The organism is Granulicatella adiacens ATCC 49175, assembly GCF_025150565.1.
GTDB lineage: Bacteria > Bacillota > Bacilli > Lactobacillales > Aerococcaceae > Granulicatella > Granulicatella adiacens.
The window spans coordinates 432,673-455,449 of sequence record NZ_CP102283.1; the positions used below are offsets into that span (position 1 = coordinate 432,673).

Consider the following 22,777-nt stretch of genomic DNA (forward strand, 5'->3'; position numbering starts at 1 on the left):
AGACCCAGATGCGGGCTTAATTTTAAATTAAAGGAGAATGTGCATGTCAAAATCAATCGCGATTAATGCAGGAAGTTCAAGCTTGAAATTCCAATTATTTAATATGCCACAAGAAGAAGTGGTGGCTAAAGGGTTAGTAGAACGTATCGGATTAGGAGATTCAATCTTCTCAATCAGCTATGGAGACGACCAAAAATTTGAAGTGGTAGAAGATATTCCAAACCACGAAGTTGCGGTAGAAAAATTATTAGAACAATTAGTAGCTTTAAACATTATTTCTTCATTCGACGAAATCACTGGTGTTGGTCACCGTGTCGTTGCTGGGGGAGAATTATTCAAAGATTCAGCTTTAGTAGATGATACTGTTATCCAACAAGTAGAAGACTTAGCAGAATTTGCTCCATTACACAACAAAGCAGAAGCTGTAGGAATGCGCGCATTCAAACACATCTTACCAGACATTACAAGTGTTGCTGTATTCGATACTTCATTCCATACAACAATGCCTAAGAAAGCTTACTTATACAGCATTCCAATGGAATACTACAAAAAATTCAAAGCTCGTAAATACGGAGCTCACGGAACAAGCCACCGCTACGTTTCACGCCGTGCTGCTGAAATGTTAGGTAAACCAGTTGAAGAATTAAAAATCATCACTTGCCACTTAGGTAACGGTGCTTCAATCACTGCGGTTGATGGCGGTAAATCTGTAGATACTTCTATGGGATTCACTCCATTAGCAGGGGTTACAATGGGTACTCGTTCTGGTGATATCGATGCTTCATTAGTAGCATTTTTAATGAACAAATTAAACATTACAGACGTTAACGAAATGGTTGATATCTTAAACAAAAAATCAGGTCTATTAGGAATTTCAGGTGTATCAAGCGACATGCGTGATGTTGAAGCTGCAAGTAAAACAAATGAAGATGCTAAAGTTGCAGTGGAAATCTTCGTTGACCGCGTTCAAAAATACATTGGACAATATGTTGCTGTTATGAACGGTGTGGACGCAATCGTCTTCACTGCTGGTATCGGTGAAAACTCTAAATCAATTCGTTCTCGTATCATCAATGGTTTAACTTGGTTCGGTTGCGATATCGATCCTGAGCGTAACGATACTCGTTCAGAAGCAATCATTTCTTCTGAAGGTGCGAAAGTTACAGTATTAAACATCCCAACTAATGAAGAGGTTGAGATTGCGCGAGACATCGAACGTTTACGCAAATAATAATACAAACCGAAGGTTTGAAGAGAAACTTCTAAATCCTTGGATTTGTTTATAGTAGTGATTGTAGGAGACCGGCTCGAGCCTGTAGTCTCTCACCTATCGAATTCAAAGAGCCCCATGGCGGAACATCCGCTGTGGGGCTCTATTTCATTTCGATTCTTATTCCCTACTATCACTACTATAAAATCCAAGGTTTATCCGTTTCTCTTCAAAGGAGCAGATGATTGCGTAAATCCTCCTCAGTTAGTACGTGACAAGTGCCTTGAAAGGAGATTGTGTAAATCCTTCTCAGTTAACTACGCTACAAGTGCTTTTTAGGAATAATGGAAAGATTTTTGAATTAAAAGGGTTCTATATTTTTTAAGATGGGTGGAAAAGTTCCATTAACCTTAAAAATTATGGAACCTTTTTATGCTGTAAGCAAAGTATTTCTTATTTTAAAGGCATTTGTACTAAAATGGGACTGTTAGTGTTTTTGAAGATTTGGTGAAAATAATTTATTTTGTGTAATGATTCATTGAATTTTTTAAAAACAGTTTCACTTGCTTAAAGTGAATGAATCACATATATAGTTTATTCGGGAACGGGGGAACTGGATTGAATCGTAAAAGGTAGGATGAGAATCAGGGGTTATTGATTCGATGGGGATTTTTATAAAATAGTTTAGAAATGGGAGGAAATCACTTGAAAAGTTATAAAGAAATGTTAGGGAAAAAAGAAAAATTTTCGATTAGAAAAACCAGTCTAGGTGTTTTTTCAATCATGATTGGGGCAAATCTACTACTTCTTCCGGGAGTTGCTGCGGATGAAGTTCCTTCAGAACAAGTTACGCCAACGACTTCAGCTAGCGAAACGACGGAAATGGAATTGAGAGAATCCGTTGCCAGACCAGAACCGGGCAAATCTATAAACGATCAACCAAATCAAGTAAGACCAAATCTCGATCCGGTGAGTCCTGAAGACCAGGAGAAAGATCGTACGAATACTCCGCGTATTCCTGAAGATAACCGGGAATATCCAGAGTCCAATGAGTATACAAATGTAGGGGTAAGTGATCCTCGAGATGTAGAGGTAAAAGGGGCCACTAAACGGCTTGTTTTGAATGATATTCCAAATAGCGGGTTATCGAGTGCTTATTATAATGCCATCGAGAAAGCGAAAAAAGCTGGATTTGAAATTGAATATACCGATCGCGTAGTCAGCAGTTCCGACGATATTTCGAGAGAATCTTCATATGAAGCTAATATCATTGAAAATTTCATTGAAAATAATCGAGAAAGATTACAAAATTATAAAAAGAATCGCATTTCAAATCGTCTGCAATATGAACGAGAATCAAAAGAACATGAGCATGCTTTTGAAGATTTTCAAAGTTACCAATTCGAAGGAAATGACCTACGACAAGCTGTTAGAAATCAGACAGTAATTCGAGGATATGAGTATGGCGCGAAAACAATCGTGACCGCTTCAGAATATTATCCTGCAGAAGCTGTAAAATATATTAATAGTTTAGACGAATTGAGCTTTAAAAATGTGCAAACAACGGCAAATGCTCCAGAAGAACATTCGAATGGACAAGTGGCGGTACTAAAACAAGGGCAACCTGTCACCGTTTCTGAACGAGGATTGGAAGGTACGTATTTAACCGTTGATGGAGAACGCAAGCAAGTGACTCGAATGGATCATGAGTATACATTGGTTAGCTCCCCTTACGAAGAGCAAAAAGCGTTACTTTGGATTAAAAATGTAGGTGGAAAACTGAGTGTGACAGCTGGGGCAGACCGTGCAACAGATAAGCCTTTAACGATTAATGTGAAGATTCGTTACTACGATGAAAATGGACACGAAATTGTAAATAATACAGGAAGTAATTTATATGCGATTAGTGATTTAACGCACGGTACCAGTCGTAAAGTTTTAGACAGCTATACCCCTACTGGATTAGTGGCGCGTATTCAATACAATGATCAAATTGAAGATCAATATATGAATTATTCTCAAGCATATATGTCGCAATGGAGCGTCTATCGTCGAGACGAAAATCAAAAGGTAACGTTCCACCGAGTGCAAGGATGGACGGAAACACATACACCAATCTTAGGCGATGAAATAACAGAAGAAGTCATTCCTGAAACGGATGCTCAAGGAGTCGTTAAAGGCCATTATCATATTAGTAGAGATAAGGGATATGAGCATGTCGTTTATGTTCCAATATTTAATTATGAACAAATAGACGAAAAGAAATCTGTGACAATCGGGGAACAAGATGAAATTGTTCCAATTCCAGGGTCTTCTATTACACGCCAAGGAAATGAATTATATTCAGTTGGCGATAATATGTATGTGGAAAATGGATCTCATTTCCACTATGCAGGCGATAGTCTTGATAAATACGGATGGCAGAATAGCCGAAGAACCAAGTATTACGGAACGGTAGCAGTCGCAAGCAAAACGAATCAATTTACTTTCAGCACGACCTTTGGGAAAACTGGAGAATACGTCTCAATGGATCTAAACTACGATACATTAGATGTTCCAACGCCTGAAGGGGATGAAACAGATCCCGATGAATTGATTAATGTTCCGAAAGTACAAACAACAAGATGGATTGCGGAAGTTCCTAATAAGGTCTTGAAAAAGACAGAATACCATCAACATATCACTTATGCGGATGATACAGGTCGAGAAATTGCGCCAAGTAATGTACAGACTTACACTAAATTAAAAGTAGAAGATCTAGAACACCATTCTAGCTCTGATTACTATTTTGATGGACTATTAACAAAAGCCGAACAGGAAGAATTATACCGAAATTTCCATGAAAATGGGGAGTTATTTATTACTCGAAACGGAGAGCGAGTCAATGCGAAAGAGAGTAATGATGTGTATGAATATTATAATTATCGTCCGAACAGCGAAGGAGTATTAGAACGGGTAGGGGAAAAACGTCAGATTGTTGGCTTAGTGACAAAAGAAGTTCCTCATCCAAGAGTATCTGGATGGAAACCGACTCGTTGGAAAGCAGCCTATCCATTTTATGGGGTAACGAATGCGTACTGGCCTGAGTCAGCGAATTTAATGGAAGATTATAAGAAAAAGATTCCAGCACAATGGACTGGAAAAAATGTTGAAGTCGCAGGTGGAGAAGGTGTTGAAGTGGGTGATGGAAGTCAAACGGTTCTATACCATGTAATTTACACTCAATCAACAGAAAGAGAGACTACTCGTTTTGTTACCGTTCAAGACGGAACTGAAGTAGAAATTTCTCCAACATTGGAAGGAGTCCACGAAGCGCCAGCCTTCTTACAAGGAGAAAAATACCATTATAATGGCATTACGACTACAGTTTCTGGGGTGACCACGCATTACTATGATTTAGTAACAGGCGATAAACCTCCAGTTGAACCGAACCAAAAAGAAGAAAAAACGGTGACGCGCTTCGTGACGCTTCAAGGCACACAAGAAGTCGAAGTAGCACCAACTGTCGAAGGTACGCAAGAAGCCCCAACGTTCTTACAAGGTGAGAAGTACTACTTCAATAAACAAACGAAGACAGAAGACGGCATTACGACTCACTACTACGATTTAGTAATCGGTGATAAGCCAGCTGTTGAGCCAAACGAAAAAGAAGAAAAAGCGGTGACCCGCTTTGTGACGCTGGAAAACGAACAAGAAGTCGAAGTGTCGCCAACTGTTGAAGGAACTCAACCAGCTCCAACGTTCTTGCAAGGCGAAAAATACTACTTCAATAAACAGACGAAGACGGAAAACGGTATTACGACGCACTACTATGATTTAGTAACAGGAGATAAACCAGCCGTTGAGCCAAACCAAAAAGAAGAAAAAGCGGTGACGCGCTTTGTGACGCTTCAAGACTCACAAGAGATAGAAGTAGCGCCAACTGTCGAAGGAACACAAGCTGCGCCAACATTTTTACAAGGCGAGAAGTACTATTTCAATAAACAAACGAAGACAGAAGACGGCATTACGACTCACTATTACGATTTAGTAACAGGTGATAAGCCTGCGGTTGAGCCAAACGAAAAAGAAGAAAAAGCAGTGACGCGCTTTGTGACGCTTCAAGACTCACAAGAGATAGAAGTAGCGCCAACTGTTGAAAGTACTCAACCAGCACCAACGTTCTTACAAGGCGAAAAATATTTCTTCAGTAAGAAGACAAAGACGGAAGATGGCATCACGACCCACTACTATGATTTAGTAACGGGAGAGAAGCCTAATGGTGACCCGAATGAATCTTCTCCAAAAATTGTGACGCGTTTTGTAACGATTGAAAATGAACAAGAAGTGGAAGTAGCACCAACCGTCGAAGGCACACAAGCTGCGAAAACGTTCTTACAAGGAGAGAAATATTTCTTCAATAAACAGACGAAAACGGAAGACGGCATTACGACTCACTACTACGATTTAGTAACGGGAGACAAGCCTGCCGTTGAGCCAAACCAAAAAGAGGAAAAGGCCGTGACGCGTTTTGTAACGATTGAAAATGAACAAGAAGTGGAAGTAGCTCCAACCGTTGAAGGTACTCAAGCCGCGCCAACCTTCTTACAAGGCGAAAAATATTTCTTCAGTAAGAAGACGAAAACGGAAGATGGCATCACAACTCATTACTATGATTTAGTGTTAGGGGAGAAGCCTTTAGAAGATCCAAATCGTAAGGAAGAGTTGAAAATCACTCGTTTCGTGACGGTTGAAAACAATCAAGAAGTAGAAATTGCGGAAACGGTCGTAGGAACGAAACCAGCTCCAACCTTCTTACAAGGTGAAAAATACTACTTTACGAAACAAACTAAAGTAGAAGATGGGATTACAACCCACTACTACGAATTAGTCGTAGGTGAAAAACCAAAAGACGCGCCAAGTGTAGAGTTACCAGAGGGTGTGATTGGTGAGGTGCCAAATGATGCGCCAAGCTATGATCTTCCGAAGTTAACACTGCCGCAAGATCCAGACAAAGTAGAAGAGGAAGTTCCTAAGGCTGAACTTCCACGAACTAGTGCCCAAGATTTACAAGTATTCAATTTATTTGGATGGGCAATTGGTATTTCTGCTTTTGGACTCGTGTTTAAACGCTCTAAAAAGACAAATCATTAATAGAATTCCCATAAGTTAGACTCGTTTCTAACTTATGGGGTTCTTTTATTCCATGAGAAATGGCGGTCAAATTTTACATCAATTGTAACAAGCGTTCAGAACCTTTATAATAGGAATAAATCACTTTTAAGGAGCACTTATGTCACAAGGAGTTATTATTAAAGCGCTGAGTGGATTTTATTACATTGAATCCGATGGAATAATTTATCAGACTCGTGCGCGTGGAGTTTTCCGCAAAAGAGGACAATCGCCTCTAGTAGGAGACGTGGTTGAATTTGAAAGTAGTAATCTTCAAGAGGGAACGCTCACGAAAATCTTACCACGGAAAAACACAATAGTCCGACCACCTGTAGCCAATGTCGACGTTGGCATTATTGTGATGTCTGCGGTTGAACCAGAATTTTCAACGCATTTAGTGGACCGCTTCCTCGTATACCTTGAAGGATTACATGTGCATCCAATTATCATGGTTACCAAGACGGATTTGTTAACAGCGCAAGGTTTAGAAAAGCTTGAGGAGATCCGAAAAAATTATCAAAAAATCGGATACCCTGTCTTTTTTGGACAAGAAGTGATAAACGATAAAACGCCATTTCTAGAAGCTTTGAAAGGTCAGAAAGTGATTTTTCTTGGACAATCTGGAGTAGGGAAATCAACGCTTCTTAATGAGATGATTCCGGAATTAAATCAAGAAACGGGAGAGATCTCAAACGCGTTAGGGCGCGGGCGTCATACGACCCGTCACGTATCGCTTCATGAAATCGAGGGCGTATGGATTGCGGATACACCGGGATTTAGTACGGTTGATTTTATGGGGATTGAGAAGGAAGACTTACCACATTTATTCCCAGAGTTTGTCGAAGTAGAACATGAATGTAAATTCAGAGAGTGTTCGCACCAACATGAACCAAATTGCTCAGTGATTGCCGCAGTGGAATCCGGAGACATTTGGCAAGAGAGATACGACCATTATTTGAATTTCTATGAAGAACTGGACCAAAGAAAACCAGTATATAAACGAAAAAAATAGTCAGAGGAGACAGAACATGAAAGTAGCACCATCCATTTTAAGCGCAAATTTTGCAACATTAGGAGAAGACGTTAAGAAAGTAGAAAAATTAGGAGCAGACTGGATTCATATTGATGCGATGGACGGACAATTCGTTCCAAACCTAACATTAGGACCAAACATTGTTGAAGGATTACGCCCTGTAACAGATTTAGTGTTAGATTGCCATTTAATGGTCCAAAACCCTGAACGTTTCATTCCACAATTTGCAAAAGCAGGAGCAGATTACATCTCTGTTCACGTGGAAGCAACGCCACATATTCACCGCGCACTTCAAGCGATTAAAGCAGAAGGCGTAAAAGCTGGTGTCGTGATTAACCCAGGAACACCAGTGAGTGCCATTTCTGCAGTTTTAAGCGAAGTAGACTTAGTATTAGTGATGACAGTAAACCCAGGATTCGGCGGACAATCATTCATTCCAGAAACATTAGATAAAGTACGCGAATTAGTCGCATTGCGCGAAGAAAAAGGCTATCACTATTTAATCGAAGTGGACGGCGGAGTGAACGGTGAAACAGCGAAACTTTGCGCTGCAGCAGGAGTAGACGTTGCCGTTGCCGGTTCATATGTATACTACGCAGACGATATCAAAGCTGCGATTGATTCAATTAAAGAAGCATAAGAGGGACGAAGATGGAAGTTGTGATTGTCTTGGGAGGACCCAACACCAAAGAAAACATCAAGGCACTCTTAAAAAACCGATACAGTAAGGCCTATGAAGACTTCTGCTTTGTCGGCGTCGATGGTGGAGCTCTTCGGTTATTAGATCAGCATCTTCCTATGGAAGTAGCGATTGGGGACTTTGACTCTGTCACAAAAGAACAGCGCGACTTGATTCATGAAGCAGCAGGTACTATTGTCCAGCTCCCTTCTGAAAAAGACGATACGGATTTTGAGGCAGCCTTGTTATGGGTGAAGGAGCATTACGAAGGTATACCGATTCATGTACTCGGTTCTTTTGGCGGACGAGTGGACCACGCAATTAGTACCTTGTGGACGATGATGCGACCAGATTTAGCACCGCTGATTCCGTATGTGGTGTTCGAGGATGCAACGAATGTCGTGAATTTCATTCAGCCAGGCACGTACACGATTGAAAAGATGGACTTTACGAAGTACCTTTCCTTTATTAGTATGACTCCTGTGGAAAATTTAACTCTACAAAATGTTAAATACACCCTCGATTCAAAAAGCTACGCATACCCAGTGGCACTTGTCAGCAATGAGTTTACAAGTAACAAGATGACCATCTCCTTTACAAAAGGACTTATCCTAGTCGCCCAAACCCGAGATCATTGGAGATAAAACAAAACATCGCACAATTAGGATGAATTACCTACACCAAAAAAGAAAAAATAATTAAATCCTTCGCTTGTAGAGCTGGGAATTTATAATTTGTCGAGGAGGAAACATGAATTTTAATAGGATGATTCCTGAATTGTCAGTTTTTGATATTGAACGGACTAAAAAATTTTATAGAGAATTAGGATTTAAAATTGAATATGAACGTACTGAAGATAAATTTGTTTTCATGTCATTTCAAGATAGTCAGTTTATGTTTGAACAAATTCACGATGATGGTTGGAATATAGGTGAACTAGTATATCCATTAGGAAGAGGAATAAATTTTTCAATAGCTGTTGATGATATTGAAGAGCTTTATAAATTAGTGAATAATTTGAATATAGAATTATACAGAGAACTAACTAGAAACATATATCAAGTTAATGGAATAGAAGAAATGCAAATAGAGTTTTTAATCCAAGATCCAAATGGGTATTTGTTGAGATTTACAAATTAACAAATACCAGTTTGTCTAATTAAATACAAAACACAAAGACGATAGAAAAATCAAAAATCTATCGTCTTTTTTCATGCCTATTTTCAATTTATATTGCAATCCATTCACATTAAGTTTGAGACTTAATTTTAAATTTGAAAGCCATTAAGGCCATATTCTTCGCTTAGTTTGTCAAAATGCTTTACCCAAAAATGAATGATATGATTCTTTTCGTGCGATGTTTTTTCACAAAGTTAGTTGAAATTCCGAAATTCACTTATAAGTGAATTTCGGAATTTTTTCGTTCACCGTTATTTTTTAATAATAGAACCTCTATCATCCTTATCTCTAAGCTTTTTTTAGCGGATAAAACCTCAACAGATGGATAAACTTACAAATAATGAAAATAGATTTCTTTCCTTTGAGACTGCTTCAAACCTCTATCTTATAACCTTTTCACAAACTCCAATTTTTTGAAAAATAAATCAAAAAAAGCACATTCCTCTAAACTCATGAAAAGCACCACCCATGGTCCCTTGGTTTCCAGATATTAAACTCAGGTAAAGGAGCCCCTGTTTAAAGCAGATAAAACTGAGGCGATTCCCAAGCTCTTTTTATAAAAGAGGGGCTTAAAACAATTGAGGTTCAATGATAAAGCATGAAAAGTTGCTTGAGGCGGATAGCGGTCATTGTAATGGAGAAGTAACCAATGTGAATTACCAAGGCTTAGCGACTGGTCGCTTAGCCTTGGTTTGAAGCTTGGTAGGCAAGGAGACTTTAGGCTCCTGCCGGTACCATTACAATGATGTCCGCTATCCAAAACGTCAAGCAGCTTGGAATGCGACTAGTATTCATAAACTATTGTTTTAAGCCTTCGGCTTATTTATTTTTAGATAAACAAAAAGAGCTTAGGGATATCGCCTAAGCTCTTTTTAATAGTGCTCTGTATTAAACACGTTCTACTTTACCTGATTTTAATGCACGAGTTGAAACCCATACTTTTTTAGGTTTGCCGTCGATTAAAACACGAACTTTTTGTAAGTTTGGTTTCCAAGTACGGCGGTTAGCGTTCATAGCGTGAGAACGAGTGTTACCTGTTTCAGAACGACGTCCAGTGAAATAACATACTTTAGCCATTTTCATTCTCCTCCTTTATTTAATTCATTATCAGCTGATATAATTTTGAACTAAATCATATACTTAAATAATTTAGCATAGTTGAAGTAAGATTGCAAGTGAGTCGGTTATAGAGATTTACCCCTTTTTAAAAATTGATAAAAAGCTAGGTAATCGTGTAGGAATGTGATATTATAGTATAGAAATAATGTGTCAATCTGTCTAAAAATAGGCAGAAACCTTTATACATTCAATGGGAGGTATTCGTATGACAGTAAAAATTCAAACAGAAAATGGACAAATTGAACTGAGCAATGAAGTCATTGCGACGGTTGTTGGTGGAGCTGCAACAGACAACTATGGGGTCGTGGGGATGGCCAGCCGCAATCAAATTCGTGACAACTTAAATGATATCTTGAAGAAAGAAAACTTTTCTCGTGGTGTAGTAATCCGTCAAGAAGATGAAGGTGTTGCGGTTGATGTTTACATTATTGTTGGATACGGTACTAAGATTTCTGCAATTTGTAGAAACGTACAAGAACAAGTGAAATACAACTTAGAAACAATGTTAGGATTCTCTGCGAACACAGTGAATGTATATGTTCAAGGAGTTAAAATCATCGAAGCGTAATGCTTGTTGATTCTAGTCAGGAGGAAGTAAGAAAAATATGGCAACTATGAAAACTATTACGGCTCAAGATTTCCGCGCAATGGTGGAAATTGGTGAAATGCGTTTATCTGAAAATGCAGAATTTGTAAACTCATTAAACGTATTCCCAGTTCCAGATGGAGACACAGGGACAAACATGATGCTCTCATTCAAATCTGGTGCGGAACGTGTTGCAAACTCTACAGCAACAACTGTAGGGGATTTAGCGCAAGATTTAGCAAAAGGATTATTAATGGGTGCTCGTGGGAACTCAGGAGTTATCTTATCTCAATTATTCCGTGGATTCTCTAAAGCGGTTGTGGGGAAAGATGTCATCACTGGTGAAGAATTAGCCCAAGCATTTACAAACGGTGTGGAAACAGCGTATAAAGCCGTTATGAAACCTGTTGAAGGAACCATCCTTACTGTTGCTCGTGAATCTGCAAAACGTGGTGTTCGCAAACTAGAAACTTCAAACGACATCATCGAAGTAATGGGATCAGTATTACGTGGAGCTGAAAAATCTTTAGCAAAAACTCCAGATTTACTACCAGTATTAAAAGAAGTAGGCGTAGTGGATTCAGGTGGTCAAGGTCTAGTATTTATTTACAATGGATTCTTCGAAGCATTAACAGGGGAAGCCGTTCCAGTTCAATCATTACAAAGCAATAAAATCGATTTGACTTCAGTGGCTCACCACGAAGCAGGCGTTGACTACGAACATGTATCAACAGGCGACATCAAATTCGGTTACTGTACTGAAATCATGGTGAAAATCGGTGAAGGTGAAACAGTCGTAGATACTTTCGACTACGATACTTTCCGTAACTACTTAAACGAACTTGGAGATTCTCTATTAGTAGTAGCAGACGATGAAATCATCAAAGTACACGTGCATACAGAGCGCCCAGGTGAAGTAATGAACTACGGACAACGCTTTGGTTCATTAATGAAAGTGAAAGTAGACAACATGCGTCTCCAACACGAAGAAGTGTTAAAAACGGACTACACTGCAAAAGTAAAAGAAGCAGCGCAAAAACAAAAAGCAGAATACGGAATCGTAGCGGTTGCTGCAGGTGAAGGTGTTCAAGAATTATTCAAGAGCATGGGTGTAACGACAATTATCAACGGTGGTCAAACAATGAACCCAAGTACGGAAGATATTCTTCAAGCCGTAAAAGAAGCACATGCTGAAAAAGTCATCGTATTACCAAACAACAAAAACATTCAAATGGCTGCAAACCAAGCGGCTGAAGTATCTGAAGATGCTGCCGTTGCTGTTGTTGCAACTCGTACCATTTCAGAAGGGTTAGCTTCATTATTAGCGTTCAACCCAGAGGCAAGCTTAGAGGATAACCAAGCTGCAATGAGCGAACAAATGGCTCTTGTATCAAGTGGTCAAATCACAAATGCTGTTCGCGATACAAACATTGATGGCGTTGAAATTAAAAAAGACGACTTCATGGGGATTGTAGATGGTAAGATTTTAGTAAGTATTGCGGACCGTAAGGAAGCAACTCTTGCGACGATTGATAAGATGATTAACGACGATTCAGAGATCCTAACAATCATCTATGGTGAAGATGCAGACGCAAGCGAAGTGGAAGAAATCACGGAAGCTGTTGAAGCGAAATACCCTGATGTAGAGGTTGAAGTCCATGAAGGAAATCAACCAGTATACACTTACTTATTATCTGTGGAATAATAAGGAGTAAAAGACAGTAAAAAGAGTACAAATATCCTTCCGGATATACTCTATAGTCATCATTAAAGCTGTAACGGGACAAGCCTTGGTCTTGTCCCTTTCGAGCCTCAAACAGATGCTAAGAAATAAATTCTAAGCATCTGTAATTCGCATCGAATACTAGTCGCTATGATGATGACTATAGAATCCGGTAAGGATATTTTTGTACTCTTTTTTACATAAGTAAATGTATATGGTGGCCGGGACTGCGAAGGGTGTGTGCTTTTCATGCGCAGTTTCCATTTCGATAGAATCCGTAAGTTTCTCCGTCTTTCGCTTCTTCGCCGATTAATAAGTAAGTGTACTGGTTGGGTTTCGTGCTCACATCAGGGTATTTCGCTTTGATAGAGAGTGCTTTCTAAATTTCGCTTGCGTCTGAGTCTTCACTCGCCTCGGAATGGGAAATAACGAACTGAGTGAGTGCTCCTCAAGAATCGTAGTGCTGCAAGGGCAAGCTCTGTATTTGGTTGGACGCACATATAAAATCACTGCACTGTATCGGTCAAGGAGGGAGGAAGGAAAGTTGAAGGAGCGAAGATTCTTTTGGGCTTTACTCGATGTAGACTGGGAAGACTGCACTTTGTGGAAAGCACATCCAAACTCCCTGCACTGTAACAGTCAAGGAGAGAGAAAGGAAAATGAAGAAGAGAAGTGCCTTGAAATATTCCCGGAAAGCCTTTCGGATTCTATATTCGCATGAATAGCGAGCGTACTCGATGCGAATTACTGATACTTGGAAAAATTTCCTAGTATCAGTTTGAGGCTCGAGAGGAAAGGAGACAGTAGGCTCCTTCCGGTACAGCTATTCACGCGAATATGAAGATATCCGAAAGGATGAAAGGAATATTTAGCACAATTTCTTAACTCCTCCCTCATTTTCCTTCCCCTTGACGATTAAACGGGACTTGAATTACACTTATTAAAGTAGAAAGGATGTGATTGGATGAATGAAGTCTTTCAAAGTGTGCAAGTCTTGCCAGGCGTTGGACCAAAACGATTAGAGCCATTAGCCGAGCTTGGAATCGAAACAGTTTATGACCTGTTAACGCATTTTCCGTTTCGTTATGAAGATATTCAAATTCGTGATGTAAATACCATCATGGACCAAGAGAAAGTCACGTTAAAAGGGCTAGTAGCGACGCAACCGGTTGTCAGCTACTACGGCTTCAAGAAGAATCGGTTAGCGTTTCGCATGGCGATTGACCAGCAAGTCATCCAAGTTGCGTTCTTTAATCAACCGTATTTAAAAGATAAAGTGGTTCAAGGCGAAGAGATTGCTATCTACGGGAAATGGGATGCAAAGCGTTCTACCTTGATGGGGATGAAAATCTTATCGAACCGAAATGTGGAGGATGAAGAAGGAGACCAAGTAGAGGCGGTTTATCGCACGAATAAATCGCTAAAGCAGGCGACGATATTGAAACTTGTTCAAACGGCGATGGATCGTTTTGAAGATAAAATTCCAGAAGTACTACCAGGGGAGTTGACGGCGTCGCACCATCTGATGGGGCATAGAGATGCTGTACGGGCAATGCATTTTCCAAAAGATGAACTGGAAAGACAGAGTGCGCAATACCAACTCGTCTACCAGGAGCTCTTCTTATATCAACTGCGCTTGCAATGGATGCGTCAGAAGCGCCATCAGCAAACAAAAGGGCAAGCGGTACTGTATGATAATGCCGCACTGAAGGCGTTTATTCAGACGCTACCGTTTGAACTCACCGATGGGCAAAAGAAAGTCGTGAATGAGATTTGCTTTGACCTGCGTGCGCCTTATGAGATGAATCGTCTCTTGCAAGGGGATGTAGGGAGCGGGAAGACGATTGTGGCGACGATTGCCATGGTCGCAACGGCTCTGACAGGCAAGCAAGCAGCCCTTATGGTTCCTACAGAAATATTGGCAGAACAACATATGCTGACGATTGAAAAACTCCTTCAAGGGACATCTTTGAAAGCAGTGTTGTTAACCGGAAGTATGAATCGTTCGCAGAAGAAACGAAAAGAGTTACTCGCAACGATTGAGAGTGGTGAGGCAAACCTCGTTATCGGGACTCATGCCTTGTTCCAACAAGATGTGAACTTTAAAGACTTAGCTTTTGTCGTGATCGACGAACAACATCGCTTCGGGGTGCAGCAACGTCAGGCGCTAGCTGGAAAAGGAGCTGGCGTGAATGTGCTTCAAATGACGGCGACACCAATTCCCAGAACGCTTGCGATTACGGCTTTTGGAGAAATGGATACGTCCATCCTTGGGGAGATTCCTCGTGGTCGTCAGCCAATCAAGACGACTTGGGTTCGTGAGCAGGAAATGGAACAAATTTTTGACTTCGTGGATCGACAAATTCAAAAAGGGCGCCAAGCCTATATGATTTCGCCTTTAATCGAAGAGTCGGAACATCTTGATGTGCAAAATGCTGAAGAGATTTACCGCATGATTTCAGCGCATTTCTCAGACCGCGTCAAAGTGGGACTCTTACACGGGAAAATGCCAGCTGACGAAAAAGAAGTCGTGATGGCGGACTTCAAAGCCAACAACCTACAAGTGCTCGTCTCCACAACGGTCATCGAAGTTGGAGTGGATGTACCAAATGCTACAGTGATGGTCATTCTGGATGCGGACCGATTTGGTTTAGCCCAGCTCCATCAATTGCGTGGACGTGTGGGTCGTGGCCAACATGCCTCAACGTGTATTCTAGTGGCGAGTCCAAAAACTGAAAATGGGAAAGAGCGAATGCGCATTATGTGCGAGTCGACAGATGGATTTTATCTCAGTCAAAAAGACTTGGAACTACGCGGTTCTGGGGATGTATTTGGCGTGAAACAGTCCGGTATTCCAGACTTTAAGATTGCCGATTTAATACGAGATTATGATATACTAGAACAAGCACGTAAAGATGCGATCCTTTATGCCTCGGAAGATCCAGCAGGAGAAAAAACCGAGACAAAACGCATGAAGACATTTATCGAACAAACAACGAAAGAAATCAATGGATAACTTCAGGGCCACGTGGCTAGAAGAGGAGGAACAACAATGGTAAGAATTGCAATTGACGCGATGGGTGGAGATAACGCTCCTAAAGAAATCGTCCAAGGGGTCGTCCTTGCAGCAAAGGAAATGCCAACAGTCGAGTTTCAATTATATGGAGACGAAGCAAAAGTGAACGCCTGCTTGGAAGAATCACTTCCAAATATTCGCGTGATTCACTGTTCAGAAAAAATCAACTCTGATGACGAACCGGTTAAGGCGATTCGTTCGAAGAAAGATGCTTCAATGGTCGTTGCAGCTAAAGCAGTCAAAGAAGGAGAAGCAGATGCGCTCTTCTCTTGCGGAAATACAGGGGCTCTTCTAACGGCTGGTTTATTAGTGGTTGGCCGTATTAAAGGAATCGACCGTCCAGGACTGATGCCAGTGTTGCCTGTTCTTGGAAAAGACAACCGTCAATTTATTATGATGGACGTAGGTGCGAACGCGGAATGTAAACCAAAGAATGTTCACCAATTCGGTATTCTTGGTAGCTACTATTCAAAATACGTTCTTGGTTACGAAAACCCAACAGTCGGCTTATTAAATAATGGAGCTGAAGAAGGAAAAGGGAACGAACTCGCAAAAGAAGTTTACGGACTCTTGAAAGAAGATGATAGCTTAAACTTCATCGGCAACGTGGAAGCTCGTGACATCTTAACAGGTGCTGCGGATGTCGTGGTGACAGACGGATTTACAGGAAACGCCGTATTGAAAACAATCGAAGGAACAGCGCTTGCGATGATGGAACTTCTAAAAGAAGGTATCAAAGGGCAAGGTATCCAAGGAAAACTTGGAGCGCTCTTACTCAAGAATACGTTCTACGGATTAAAGAATACATTGGACTACTCACAATTCGGTGGTGCGGTGCTCTTTGGTCTTAAGGGAGCAGTCGTGAAATCTCACGGTTCTTCAAAAGCAGATAGCGTGTACCATGCGATGAAACAAATCGATACAATTGTATCCAGTGGAGTAATCAACGACTTAGTAGCTCACTTTGAACAAACAGCGGAATAATGAATGAAGCTCTCTTTCTGATTGGAAGAGAGCTTTTTTATAGAAAATTATAAATTTCATAAAACTGCAATAAAATCTTAGGAATTCTCACAAAAAAAGGGTACAATGGGAAAGTACAAAATGTTGCAAATGCAACTGAAGGAGGAAAGTCTATGTTCAAAGAAGTGAACGAGCAAATTTTAAAATTAATTGAGAAAAATAGTCGTTTAACTCCAGAAGAAATTGCCTCTCTATTAGAAATGGATGTGGAAGAAGTCACACGCCGTATTAAAGAGATGGAAGAAGCTAAAGTTATTTGTGGCTACCATACATTAATCAACTGGGAAAAAACTGATAATGTCAATGTTTCAGCGATTATCGAATTAAAAGTAAATCCTCAAAAAGGGAAAGGATTCGACCGTATTGCAGAAAAAATCTATCATTTCCCAGAAGTAGAAGCTGTGTACTTAATGTCAGGCGGATATGATTTCATGGTGCAATTAAAGAAAGCGCCAATGCGTGAAATCGCAAACTTCGTATCTTCACGTCTTTCAGTGATTGAAGAAGTACAATCTACTAAAACACATGTTGTATTAAAACAATACAAAGATCACGGCACTATGTTTGTCGGTAAAGCAGATGATAAACGTCAGGTGGTTACTCCATGAATTTAGAAAATATGTTAAATAATAAAATTAAGGACTTGAAACCTTCAGGAATTCGTCGTTTCTTTGATATGGCGAGTGAATACAAGGATATTGTTTCCCTAGGGGTTGGAGAGCCTGATTTTGATACGCCTTGGCATATTCGTCAAGAAGCGATTAAAGCGTTGCAAGAAGGCCGTACATTCTATACAGCCAATGCAGGGTTAAAAGAGCTTCGTGAAGAAGTATGTATTTTTACAGAAGGTCGTCATGGAGTAAAATATGATCCAATGCATGAATGTGTCATCACTGTTGGGGGAAGTGAAGCCGTTGATATTTCAATGCGTGTGCTTTTAAACCCAGGGGATGAAGTGATTATTTGTGACCCGGGTTATGTTTCTTATGTCCCAGCGGTTACAATGGCCGACGGAACTCCTGTGATTCTTCCGTTAAAAGAGGAAAATCAATTCCGTTTAACACCTGAAGATTTAGAAGCAGTGATTACACCGAAGACAAAAGCGATTCTAATGAACTTCCCAAATAACCCAACCGGGGCAATTATGGAACGTGAAGATTTAGAAGCGGTTTGCGATGTGTTAAAACGTCATGATATTATCGTTGTCTCAGACGAGTTATATGGAGAATTAACATACACAGGAAAACCTCACGTTTCCGTTGTGGAAATTGAGGGTATGCGTGACCGTACAATTTTAATCGGAGGATTCTCAAAAGCATTTGCGATGACGGGATGGAGACTTGGGTATGCCTTAGCTCCAGCGCCTATCATGGAACAAATGTACAAAATTCACCAATTTGCGATTATGTCTGCGCCAACGCTTAGCCAATATGCGGGTGTGGATGCGCTTCGTAATTCTGAAGAGGACATTGTTGAGATGCGCGAAAGCTACAACCAACGTCGCCGTTACTTGGTGAAACGTTTTAAAGACTTAGGGATTCCTTGCTTTGAGCCATTTGGAGCTTTCTACATCTTCCCAAACATTTCTCAATTTGGATTAAGTTCAGAAGAATTTGCTATGCGCTTGGTAGAAGAAGAACGTTTAGCCGTTGTGCCAGGAACCGCTTTTGGGGAATCTGGTGAAGGCTTCCTACGGATTTCTTATGCATATTCGATTGAAGATTTGAAGACAGCGTTAGATCGCATCGAGCACTTCATTACGAAGTTAAGAAATGAAAAATAGAGATTAAAATAAACTACAACTACACCACTTTTGGAGTCGTTTAAATCGATTCCCTAAGAGGCGTAGTTGTATTTTTAATTTTGATTAAAATATGATTAAAATTTAATTGATAAAAGAAAGATCCTATGCTACACTATGCTTACTTAAAGGAAAGGAGACAACGCTTGAAAGAACGTTTTACAAAGTTTATTGATACCATAATTGCACTCGATAAAGGCGATCATACATTAACGGACAAACAATGGATGAAAAAGCAAAAATGGATGTTCGTCTTGAAGTTTTTTTGGGTGATTGTGCTAGTAGCGACCTTTCTTCTAGCCGTTAATGTCTCCGTGAGTTACTTTGTTTATTTCTTCTATTTTGCTGGAGTTCTCTATGTACTCACTAAAGTACTCGAGTTTTGTATCCAACGAAGAATGACACAATTAGCTAAGGAGGAATAGAACAATCCAATGAGAATTATTTATTTTGTGATAGCCTGGGTTTCATTAGCAATAGGGTTATTAGGAATTGTCCTTCCGGTACTTCCAACAACTCCCTTTCTTTTGTTAACCGTATTTTGTTTCTCAAAGAGTTCAAGGCGCTTTGAAGAATGGTTTCAAAAAACTAAGTTATACCAGCTTTATGTCGCAGATTACCGTGAGACGAAGTCAATTGCGCGTAGTCGTAAAAAGAAAATTATTATTTATATCTATATTTTAATGGCTATTTCTATTTACTTTGCTCCAATTATTTGGGTGAAAATTGGCCTAGCCGCACTAACAGTGTTTATTACTTACTATCTATTTTGGGTGATTCCGGATAAAAAGTAGGAGGGATTCAGATGGTTGAGAAGTTTAAGGCGTTAATAGAAGATTATAAAGTAACAAGAAATGAAAATGAAGATTTTGTCTGGTGGTATGTGCAACGAGTAGCGCCTTTTAATTTACGCTATGTGATTGCAGTAGTGCTAATTTTATGCATTGCGGCTATTTATTTTAATATTCAGTATGCTCTCACAACAGTGCTCATTTTATGGGTGATTGCAGCGACAATTATCATCGCAGAATGGGTTTATCGAAAACGAAAACAATAATATGAGAACCAAAAGAATCTAGTTTACGCTAGGTTCTTTTTTTTACCTATCATTAGGAAGAAATTAAGTAAAAAAATAGAGAGGAGCCCTTTGAGAAAAAGTGCGAATAGGGCTATAATTTAAGTGTAGAAATAAAGTAAATGGAGGTAATTGTTATGAGATTTGACCAAGAACATGATTCCTGTACAACCATTCTTGTTGGAAAGAAAGCTAGCTATGACGGTTCCACGCTTGTAGCCCGTACGGAAGATTCATGTAATGGAGAGTTTACTCCAAAAAAATTCATTGTCGTTCGTCCAGAAGACCAACCACGTCACTATAAAGCAGTGATTTCAGGCTTTGAAACAGACTTACCGGACAATCCAGTTCGCTATACAGCCATGCCAAACGCCATCAATAATGAAGGGATTTGGGGAGCTGCTGGGATCAACGCCTATAATGTTGCTGTCAGTGCGACAGAGACGATTTCGACGAATCCGCGTGTGTTAGGGGCTGATCCGCTGGTGGAAACAGGGATTGGGGAAGAAGACATCTTCACTCTAGTGTTGCCTTATATTCAAACGGCGCGCGAAGGGGTCGAACGTCTTGGATACTTCCTTGAAACAGCAGGAACATACGAGTCAAACGGGATTGCGATTTCTGATGTGAATGAAATTTGGTGGTTAGAATCCATCGGGGGACATCACTGGATGGCACGCCGCGTACCCGATGATGCGTATGTCGTAAATCCAAACCAACTCGGCAGTGACTTCTTTGATTTTGAGGATAAAGAAAACTTTATGTGTGACCCTGATTTGAAAGACTTTATGATTCGTCACCACCTCAATTTGAATTTTGACGGGGAATCATTCAATCCACGTTATGCATTTGGTTCACAACGAGATAAAGACCGTCTCTATAACACGCCTCGTGCTTGGGATATTCAACGCATGTTTAACCCTGAAGCGGAACAATCTCCAACAAGCTTCGAAATTCCATGGGCACGTGTTCCTTATCGCAAAATTACGGTCGAAGATGTGAAAGAATCGATGAGTACGCATTTCCAAATGACTCCTTATGATCCTTATGGAAATTTAGGCGATGGGAAGAGCAATCGTCGTTTCCGTACGGTAGGAATTAATCGTACGAGTCAAACGGCGATTCTACAAATTCGTCCAAATCGTCCTCATGATACAACAGGGATTCAATGGGTCTCTTATGGGTCAATGCCTTTTACGACGGCCGTTCCTTTCTTTACGCAAGTGGAAACAACTCCAGCGTACTTTGCCAACACTACAGCGAAGGTTTCAACGGATTCCTTCTACTGGTCAAGCCGATTAATTGCAGGACTTGCGGATGCGCATTACTTGGAACATCAAGCGGATATTGAAAGTTATCAAAAGAATACATTATCTCGTGGAGAAGCCATGATTGCCCAAGTAGATGCTCGTCTTGAAAAAGGAGAAGTAGTCGACTTCGAAGCGGAAAATCAACAAATGAGTGATTATATCGAAGAGAAGACAGCTGCATTACTCGATAAAGTATTGCTTCGTGCAAGTAATTTAATGGTCAACCACTATTCAGTGAGTGATTAATGGCAGGTTGGGTTTAGGAGGTTAGAACATGGAAGAAAAAAATGAAAAACAACTGAGTTGGCTGATGATAGCTCTCATTGCATTTAATTTTGTATGGGGGCTCGGGAACGTTGTCAATAACTTCGCCCAACAAGGGATTGTGGTCATTACATCGTGGTTGATTATTTTAGTGATTTACTTTATCCCGTATTCATTGATGGTTGGACAGCTCGGTTCGACTTTCCAAGATAGCGAAGGAGGAGTGAGTGACTGGATTAAACATACGTCTACGAAGAAACTCGCGTATTTTGCTGCATGGACGTTTTGGGTGGTTCAAATTCCGTATTTAGCACAAAAACCGCAGACGATTTTGATTGCGCTTGGTTGGGTATTCCAAGGACACTCAGGAATTGTGGATGAACTTCCGATTCCGCTACTCGTTGCGGTCTGCCTAGCATTCTTTCTTTTCATTCTTTATGTTTCAACGAAAGGAATTCGGGTATTGAAATTCTTAGGAACAGTTGCGGGGAGTGCGATGTTTGTCATGTCTATTTTGTTCATCCTATTAGCCGTGGGTGTTCCACTCATTAAACCGGATTTACAACTAGCGACTGCGAATATGGATAAGCTTGAAACGTATATTCCAAAATTTGATTTCGCCTATTTTACAACGATTGCGCTTCTTGTTTTCTCAGTCGGTGGAGCGGAGTCTATGTCTCCTTATGTTCGTAAGGTAAAAAATCCAACGAAGGAATTTCCAAAAGGAATGATTGCGATGGCGGTCATGGTGGGGATTTGTGCGGTCTTTGGATCCTTTGCGATGGGAATGATTTTCGATAGCAACAATATTCCTCAGGACTTAATGAGAAATGGGGCCTACCAAGCGTTTGCGGTACTTGGAAAGCATTGGAATATTGGGAATGTTCTTGTTACGATTTACGCATTGACGCAATTTATCGGACAAACAGCTACACTAGCCCTCTCCATTGATGCGCCGCTTCAAATCTTCCTTGGTAGTGCTGACAAAGAATATGTTCCTCGCTGGCTTCGAACACGCACAAAGAACGGAACATTAAAGAATGGATACTTACTTACAGGAATTTTAACAGGGGCATTAATTGTCATGCCAGCACTAGGGCTTAAGGAAATTGATACAGTCGTAGTATGGATGACAAACTTGAACGCCATCGTATCCCCAATGTGCTTCTTGTGGGTATTTGTCGCCTTTATGTTCTTGTATCGTCATTGGGACAGATATAAAAATGCCGAATATAAATACATTAGCAATAAGACACTCGGATTCTTAATGGGACTCTGGGGCTTTGCCTTCACCGCATTTGCATGTATTCTCGGAATGGTGCCACAAGTGGACTATGCGCAAAATCCATCTGAATGGTGGTTTGTCTTAATTTCAAATATCATTATGCCATTTGCGCTTCTTGGACTCGGACTCGTCCTTCCATGGATTGCACGAAGAGAACAAAAACAACAAGCATAAAAATGAGTTTTAGAAAGTCCTCCTTCTGGAAAAGGGGGGCTTTATTTTTTTAAAATGTAATAGGGTATCAAACTGACAATTTTACAGAA

Annotated in this window: 18 protein-coding genes; 17 read left to right on the forward strand and 1 reads right to left on the reverse strand. The window is 40.3% G+C overall.

All coding sequences use genetic code 11. The annotated features are described in order from the left end of the window. Positions 1-43: 43 nt before the first annotated feature. The 6 genes from NQ540_RS02300 to NQ540_RS02325 all read left to right on the forward strand — a co-directional run bounded on the left by NQ540_RS02300 (position 44) and on the right by NQ540_RS02325 (position 9,213). A complete protein-coding gene (locus NQ540_RS02300) occupies positions 44-1,231 on the forward strand; it encodes an acetate/propionate family kinase (RefSeq protein ID WP_005607257.1) in 1,188 nt (395 codons plus the stop codon). Positions 1,232-1,933: 702 nt separating this feature from the next. Next, positions 1,934-6,343 carry a GbpC/Spa domain-containing protein gene (locus tag NQ540_RS02305; RefSeq protein WP_259912598.1) on the forward strand — a complete coding sequence of 1,470 codons (4,410 nt, stop codon included), beginning with the start codon at positions 1,934-1,936 and terminating at the stop codon, positions 6,341-6,343. A gap of 139 nt (positions 6,344-6,482) precedes the next feature. Further along, entirely contained in the window at positions 6,483-7,373 is an 891-nt protein-coding gene (gene rsgA / locus NQ540_RS02310; protein ID WP_005607254.1) for a ribosome small subunit-dependent GTPase A, read from the forward strand. Positions 7,374-7,389: 16 nt separating this feature from the next. Further along, a complete protein-coding gene (gene rpe, locus NQ540_RS02315) occupies positions 7,390-8,034 on the forward strand; it encodes a ribulose-phosphate 3-epimerase (RefSeq protein ID WP_039849202.1) in 645 nt (214 codons plus the stop codon). A gap of 11 nt (positions 8,035-8,045) precedes the next feature. Next, positions 8,046-8,717, forward strand: coding sequence for a thiamine diphosphokinase (locus NQ540_RS02320; protein ID WP_005607250.1), 672 nt, complete (start codon positions 8,046-8,048; stop codon positions 8,715-8,717). Between the two features lie 106 nt (positions 8,718-8,823). Next, the gene (locus NQ540_RS02325) at positions 8,824-9,213 is read left to right on the forward strand and encodes a bleomycin resistance protein (RefSeq protein ID WP_005607249.1); all 390 of its coding nucleotides are present in this window, start codon (positions 8,824-8,826) and stop codon (positions 9,211-9,213) included. Positions 9,214-10,140: 927 nt separating this feature from the next. On the opposite strand, the gene rpmB is transcribed toward NQ540_RS02325, so the two are convergent. After that, positions 10,141-10,329, reverse strand: coding sequence for a 50S ribosomal protein L28 (rpmB, locus tag NQ540_RS02330; protein WP_006703478.1), 189 nt, complete (start codon positions 10,327-10,329; stop codon positions 10,141-10,143). 247 nt (positions 10,330-10,576) lie between these two features. Here rpmB and NQ540_RS02335 point away from each other — a divergent pair, with 247 nt between their 5' ends. The 11 genes from NQ540_RS02335 to NQ540_RS02385 all read left to right on the forward strand — a co-directional run bounded on the left by NQ540_RS02335 (position 10,577) and on the right by NQ540_RS02385 (position 22,688). Beyond that, positions 10,577-10,939: an Asp23/Gls24 family envelope stress response protein gene (locus NQ540_RS02335; RefSeq protein WP_039849201.1), complete on the forward strand. Its 363-nt coding sequence runs from the start codon at positions 10,577-10,579 to the stop codon at positions 10,937-10,939. Between the two features lie 37 nt (positions 10,940-10,976). Further along, positions 10,977-12,662, forward strand: a complete 1,686-nt coding sequence (locus tag NQ540_RS02340; RefSeq protein ID WP_005607244.1) for a DAK2 domain-containing protein — start codon at positions 10,977-10,979, stop codon at positions 12,660-12,662. A gap of 982 nt (positions 12,663-13,644) precedes the next feature. After that, on the forward strand, positions 13,645-15,696 hold the full coding sequence (gene recG / locus NQ540_RS02345; RefSeq protein ID WP_005607239.1) for an ATP-dependent DNA helicase RecG: 2,052 nt from the start codon (positions 13,645-13,647) through the stop codon (positions 15,694-15,696). A 36-nt stretch (positions 15,697-15,732) separates the two neighbouring features. Next, complete coding sequence (gene plsX, locus NQ540_RS02350; protein WP_005607237.1) at positions 15,733-16,740, forward strand: phosphate acyltransferase PlsX; 1,008 nt, start codon at positions 15,733-15,735, stop codon at positions 16,738-16,740. Between the two features lie 152 nt (positions 16,741-16,892). After that, positions 16,893-17,387 (forward strand): Lrp/AsnC family transcriptional regulator, encoded by a 495-nt coding sequence (locus NQ540_RS02355; RefSeq protein ID WP_005607235.1) that lies wholly within the window; start codon positions 16,893-16,895, stop codon positions 17,385-17,387. After that, the gene (locus NQ540_RS02360) at positions 17,384-18,562 is read left to right on the forward strand and encodes a pyridoxal phosphate-dependent aminotransferase (protein ID WP_005607233.1); all 1,179 of its coding nucleotides are present in this window, start codon (positions 17,384-17,386) and stop codon (positions 18,560-18,562) included. The genes NQ540_RS02355 and NQ540_RS02360 overlap by 4 nt, the downstream gene beginning before the upstream one ends. A 164-nt stretch (positions 18,563-18,726) precedes the next feature. After that, entirely contained in the window at positions 18,727-19,005 is a 279-nt protein-coding gene (locus NQ540_RS02365; protein WP_039849200.1) for a hypothetical protein, read from the forward strand. Between the two features lie 9 nt (positions 19,006-19,014). Continuing rightward, a complete protein-coding gene (locus tag NQ540_RS02370) occupies positions 19,015-19,374 on the forward strand; it encodes a YbaN family protein (protein ID WP_005607229.1) in 360 nt (119 codons plus the stop codon). 11 nt (positions 19,375-19,385) lie between these two features. Continuing rightward, on the forward strand, positions 19,386-19,637 hold the full coding sequence (locus tag NQ540_RS02375; protein ID WP_005607227.1) for a hypothetical protein: 252 nt from the start codon (positions 19,386-19,388) through the stop codon (positions 19,635-19,637). Positions 19,638-19,792: 155 nt separating this feature from the next. Further along, the gene (locus NQ540_RS02380) at positions 19,793-21,211 is read left to right on the forward strand and encodes a C69 family dipeptidase (RefSeq protein WP_039849199.1); all 1,419 of its coding nucleotides are present in this window, start codon (positions 19,793-19,795) and stop codon (positions 21,209-21,211) included. A gap of 28 nt (positions 21,212-21,239) precedes the next feature. Next, a complete protein-coding gene (locus tag NQ540_RS02385; RefSeq protein WP_005607223.1) occupies positions 21,240-22,688 on the forward strand; it encodes an APC family permease in 1,449 nt (482 codons plus the stop codon). Positions 22,689-22,777 lie beyond the last annotated feature (89 nt).

Bases quoted from the DNA above. Each gene is read 5' to 3' on its own strand.
- NQ540_RS02305 (WP_259912598.1), top strand. From the start codon at position 1,934: ATGTTAGGGAAAAAAGAAAAATTTTCGATTAGAAAAACCAGTCTAGGT.
- NQ540_RS02360 (WP_005607233.1), top strand. From the start codon at position 17,384: ATGAATTTAGAAAATATGTTAAATAATAAAATTAAGGACTTGAAACCT.
- NQ540_RS02355 (WP_005607235.1), top strand. From the start codon at position 16,893: ATGTTCAAAGAAGTGAACGAGCAAATTTTAAAATTAATTGAGAAAAAT.
- NQ540_RS02340 (WP_005607244.1), top strand. From the start codon at position 10,977: ATGGCAACTATGAAAACTATTACGGCTCAAGATTTCCGCGCAATGGTG.
- NQ540_RS02380 (WP_039849199.1), top strand. From the start codon at position 19,793: ATGAGATTTGACCAAGAACATGATTCCTGTACAACCATTCTTGTTGGA.
- plsX (WP_005607237.1), top strand. From the start codon at position 15,733: ATGGTAAGAATTGCAATTGACGCGATGGGTGGAGATAACGCTCCTAAA.
- NQ540_RS02375 (WP_005607227.1), top strand. From the start codon at position 19,386: ATGGTTGAGAAGTTTAAGGCGTTAATAGAAGATTATAAAGTAACAAGA.
- rpe (WP_039849202.1), top strand. From the start codon at position 7,390: ATGAAAGTAGCACCATCCATTTTAAGCGCAAATTTTGCAACATTAGGA.
- rpmB (WP_006703478.1), bottom strand. From the start codon at position 10,329: ATGGCTAAAGTATGTTATTTCACTGGACGTCGTTCTGAAACAGGTAAC.
- NQ540_RS02325 (WP_005607249.1), top strand. From the start codon at position 8,824: ATGAATTTTAATAGGATGATTCCTGAATTGTCAGTTTTTGATATTGAA.
- NQ540_RS02385 (WP_005607223.1), top strand. From the start codon at position 21,240: ATGGAAGAAAAAAATGAAAAACAACTGAGTTGGCTGATGATAGCTCTC.
- NQ540_RS02370 (WP_005607229.1), top strand. From the start codon at position 19,015: ATGAGAATTATTTATTTTGTGATAGCCTGGGTTTCATTAGCAATAGGG.
- NQ540_RS02320 (WP_005607250.1), top strand. From the start codon at position 8,046: ATGGAAGTTGTGATTGTCTTGGGAGGACCCAACACCAAAGAAAACATC.
- NQ540_RS02335 (WP_039849201.1), top strand. From the start codon at position 10,577: ATGACAGTAAAAATTCAAACAGAAAATGGACAAATTGAACTGAGCAAT.
- NQ540_RS02300 (WP_005607257.1), top strand. From the start codon at position 44: ATGTCAAAATCAATCGCGATTAATGCAGGAAGTTCAAGCTTGAAATTC.
- rsgA (WP_005607254.1), top strand. From the start codon at position 6,483: ATGTCACAAGGAGTTATTATTAAAGCGCTGAGTGGATTTTATTACATT.
- recG (WP_005607239.1), top strand. From the start codon at position 13,645: ATGAATGAAGTCTTTCAAAGTGTGCAAGTCTTGCCAGGCGTTGGACCA.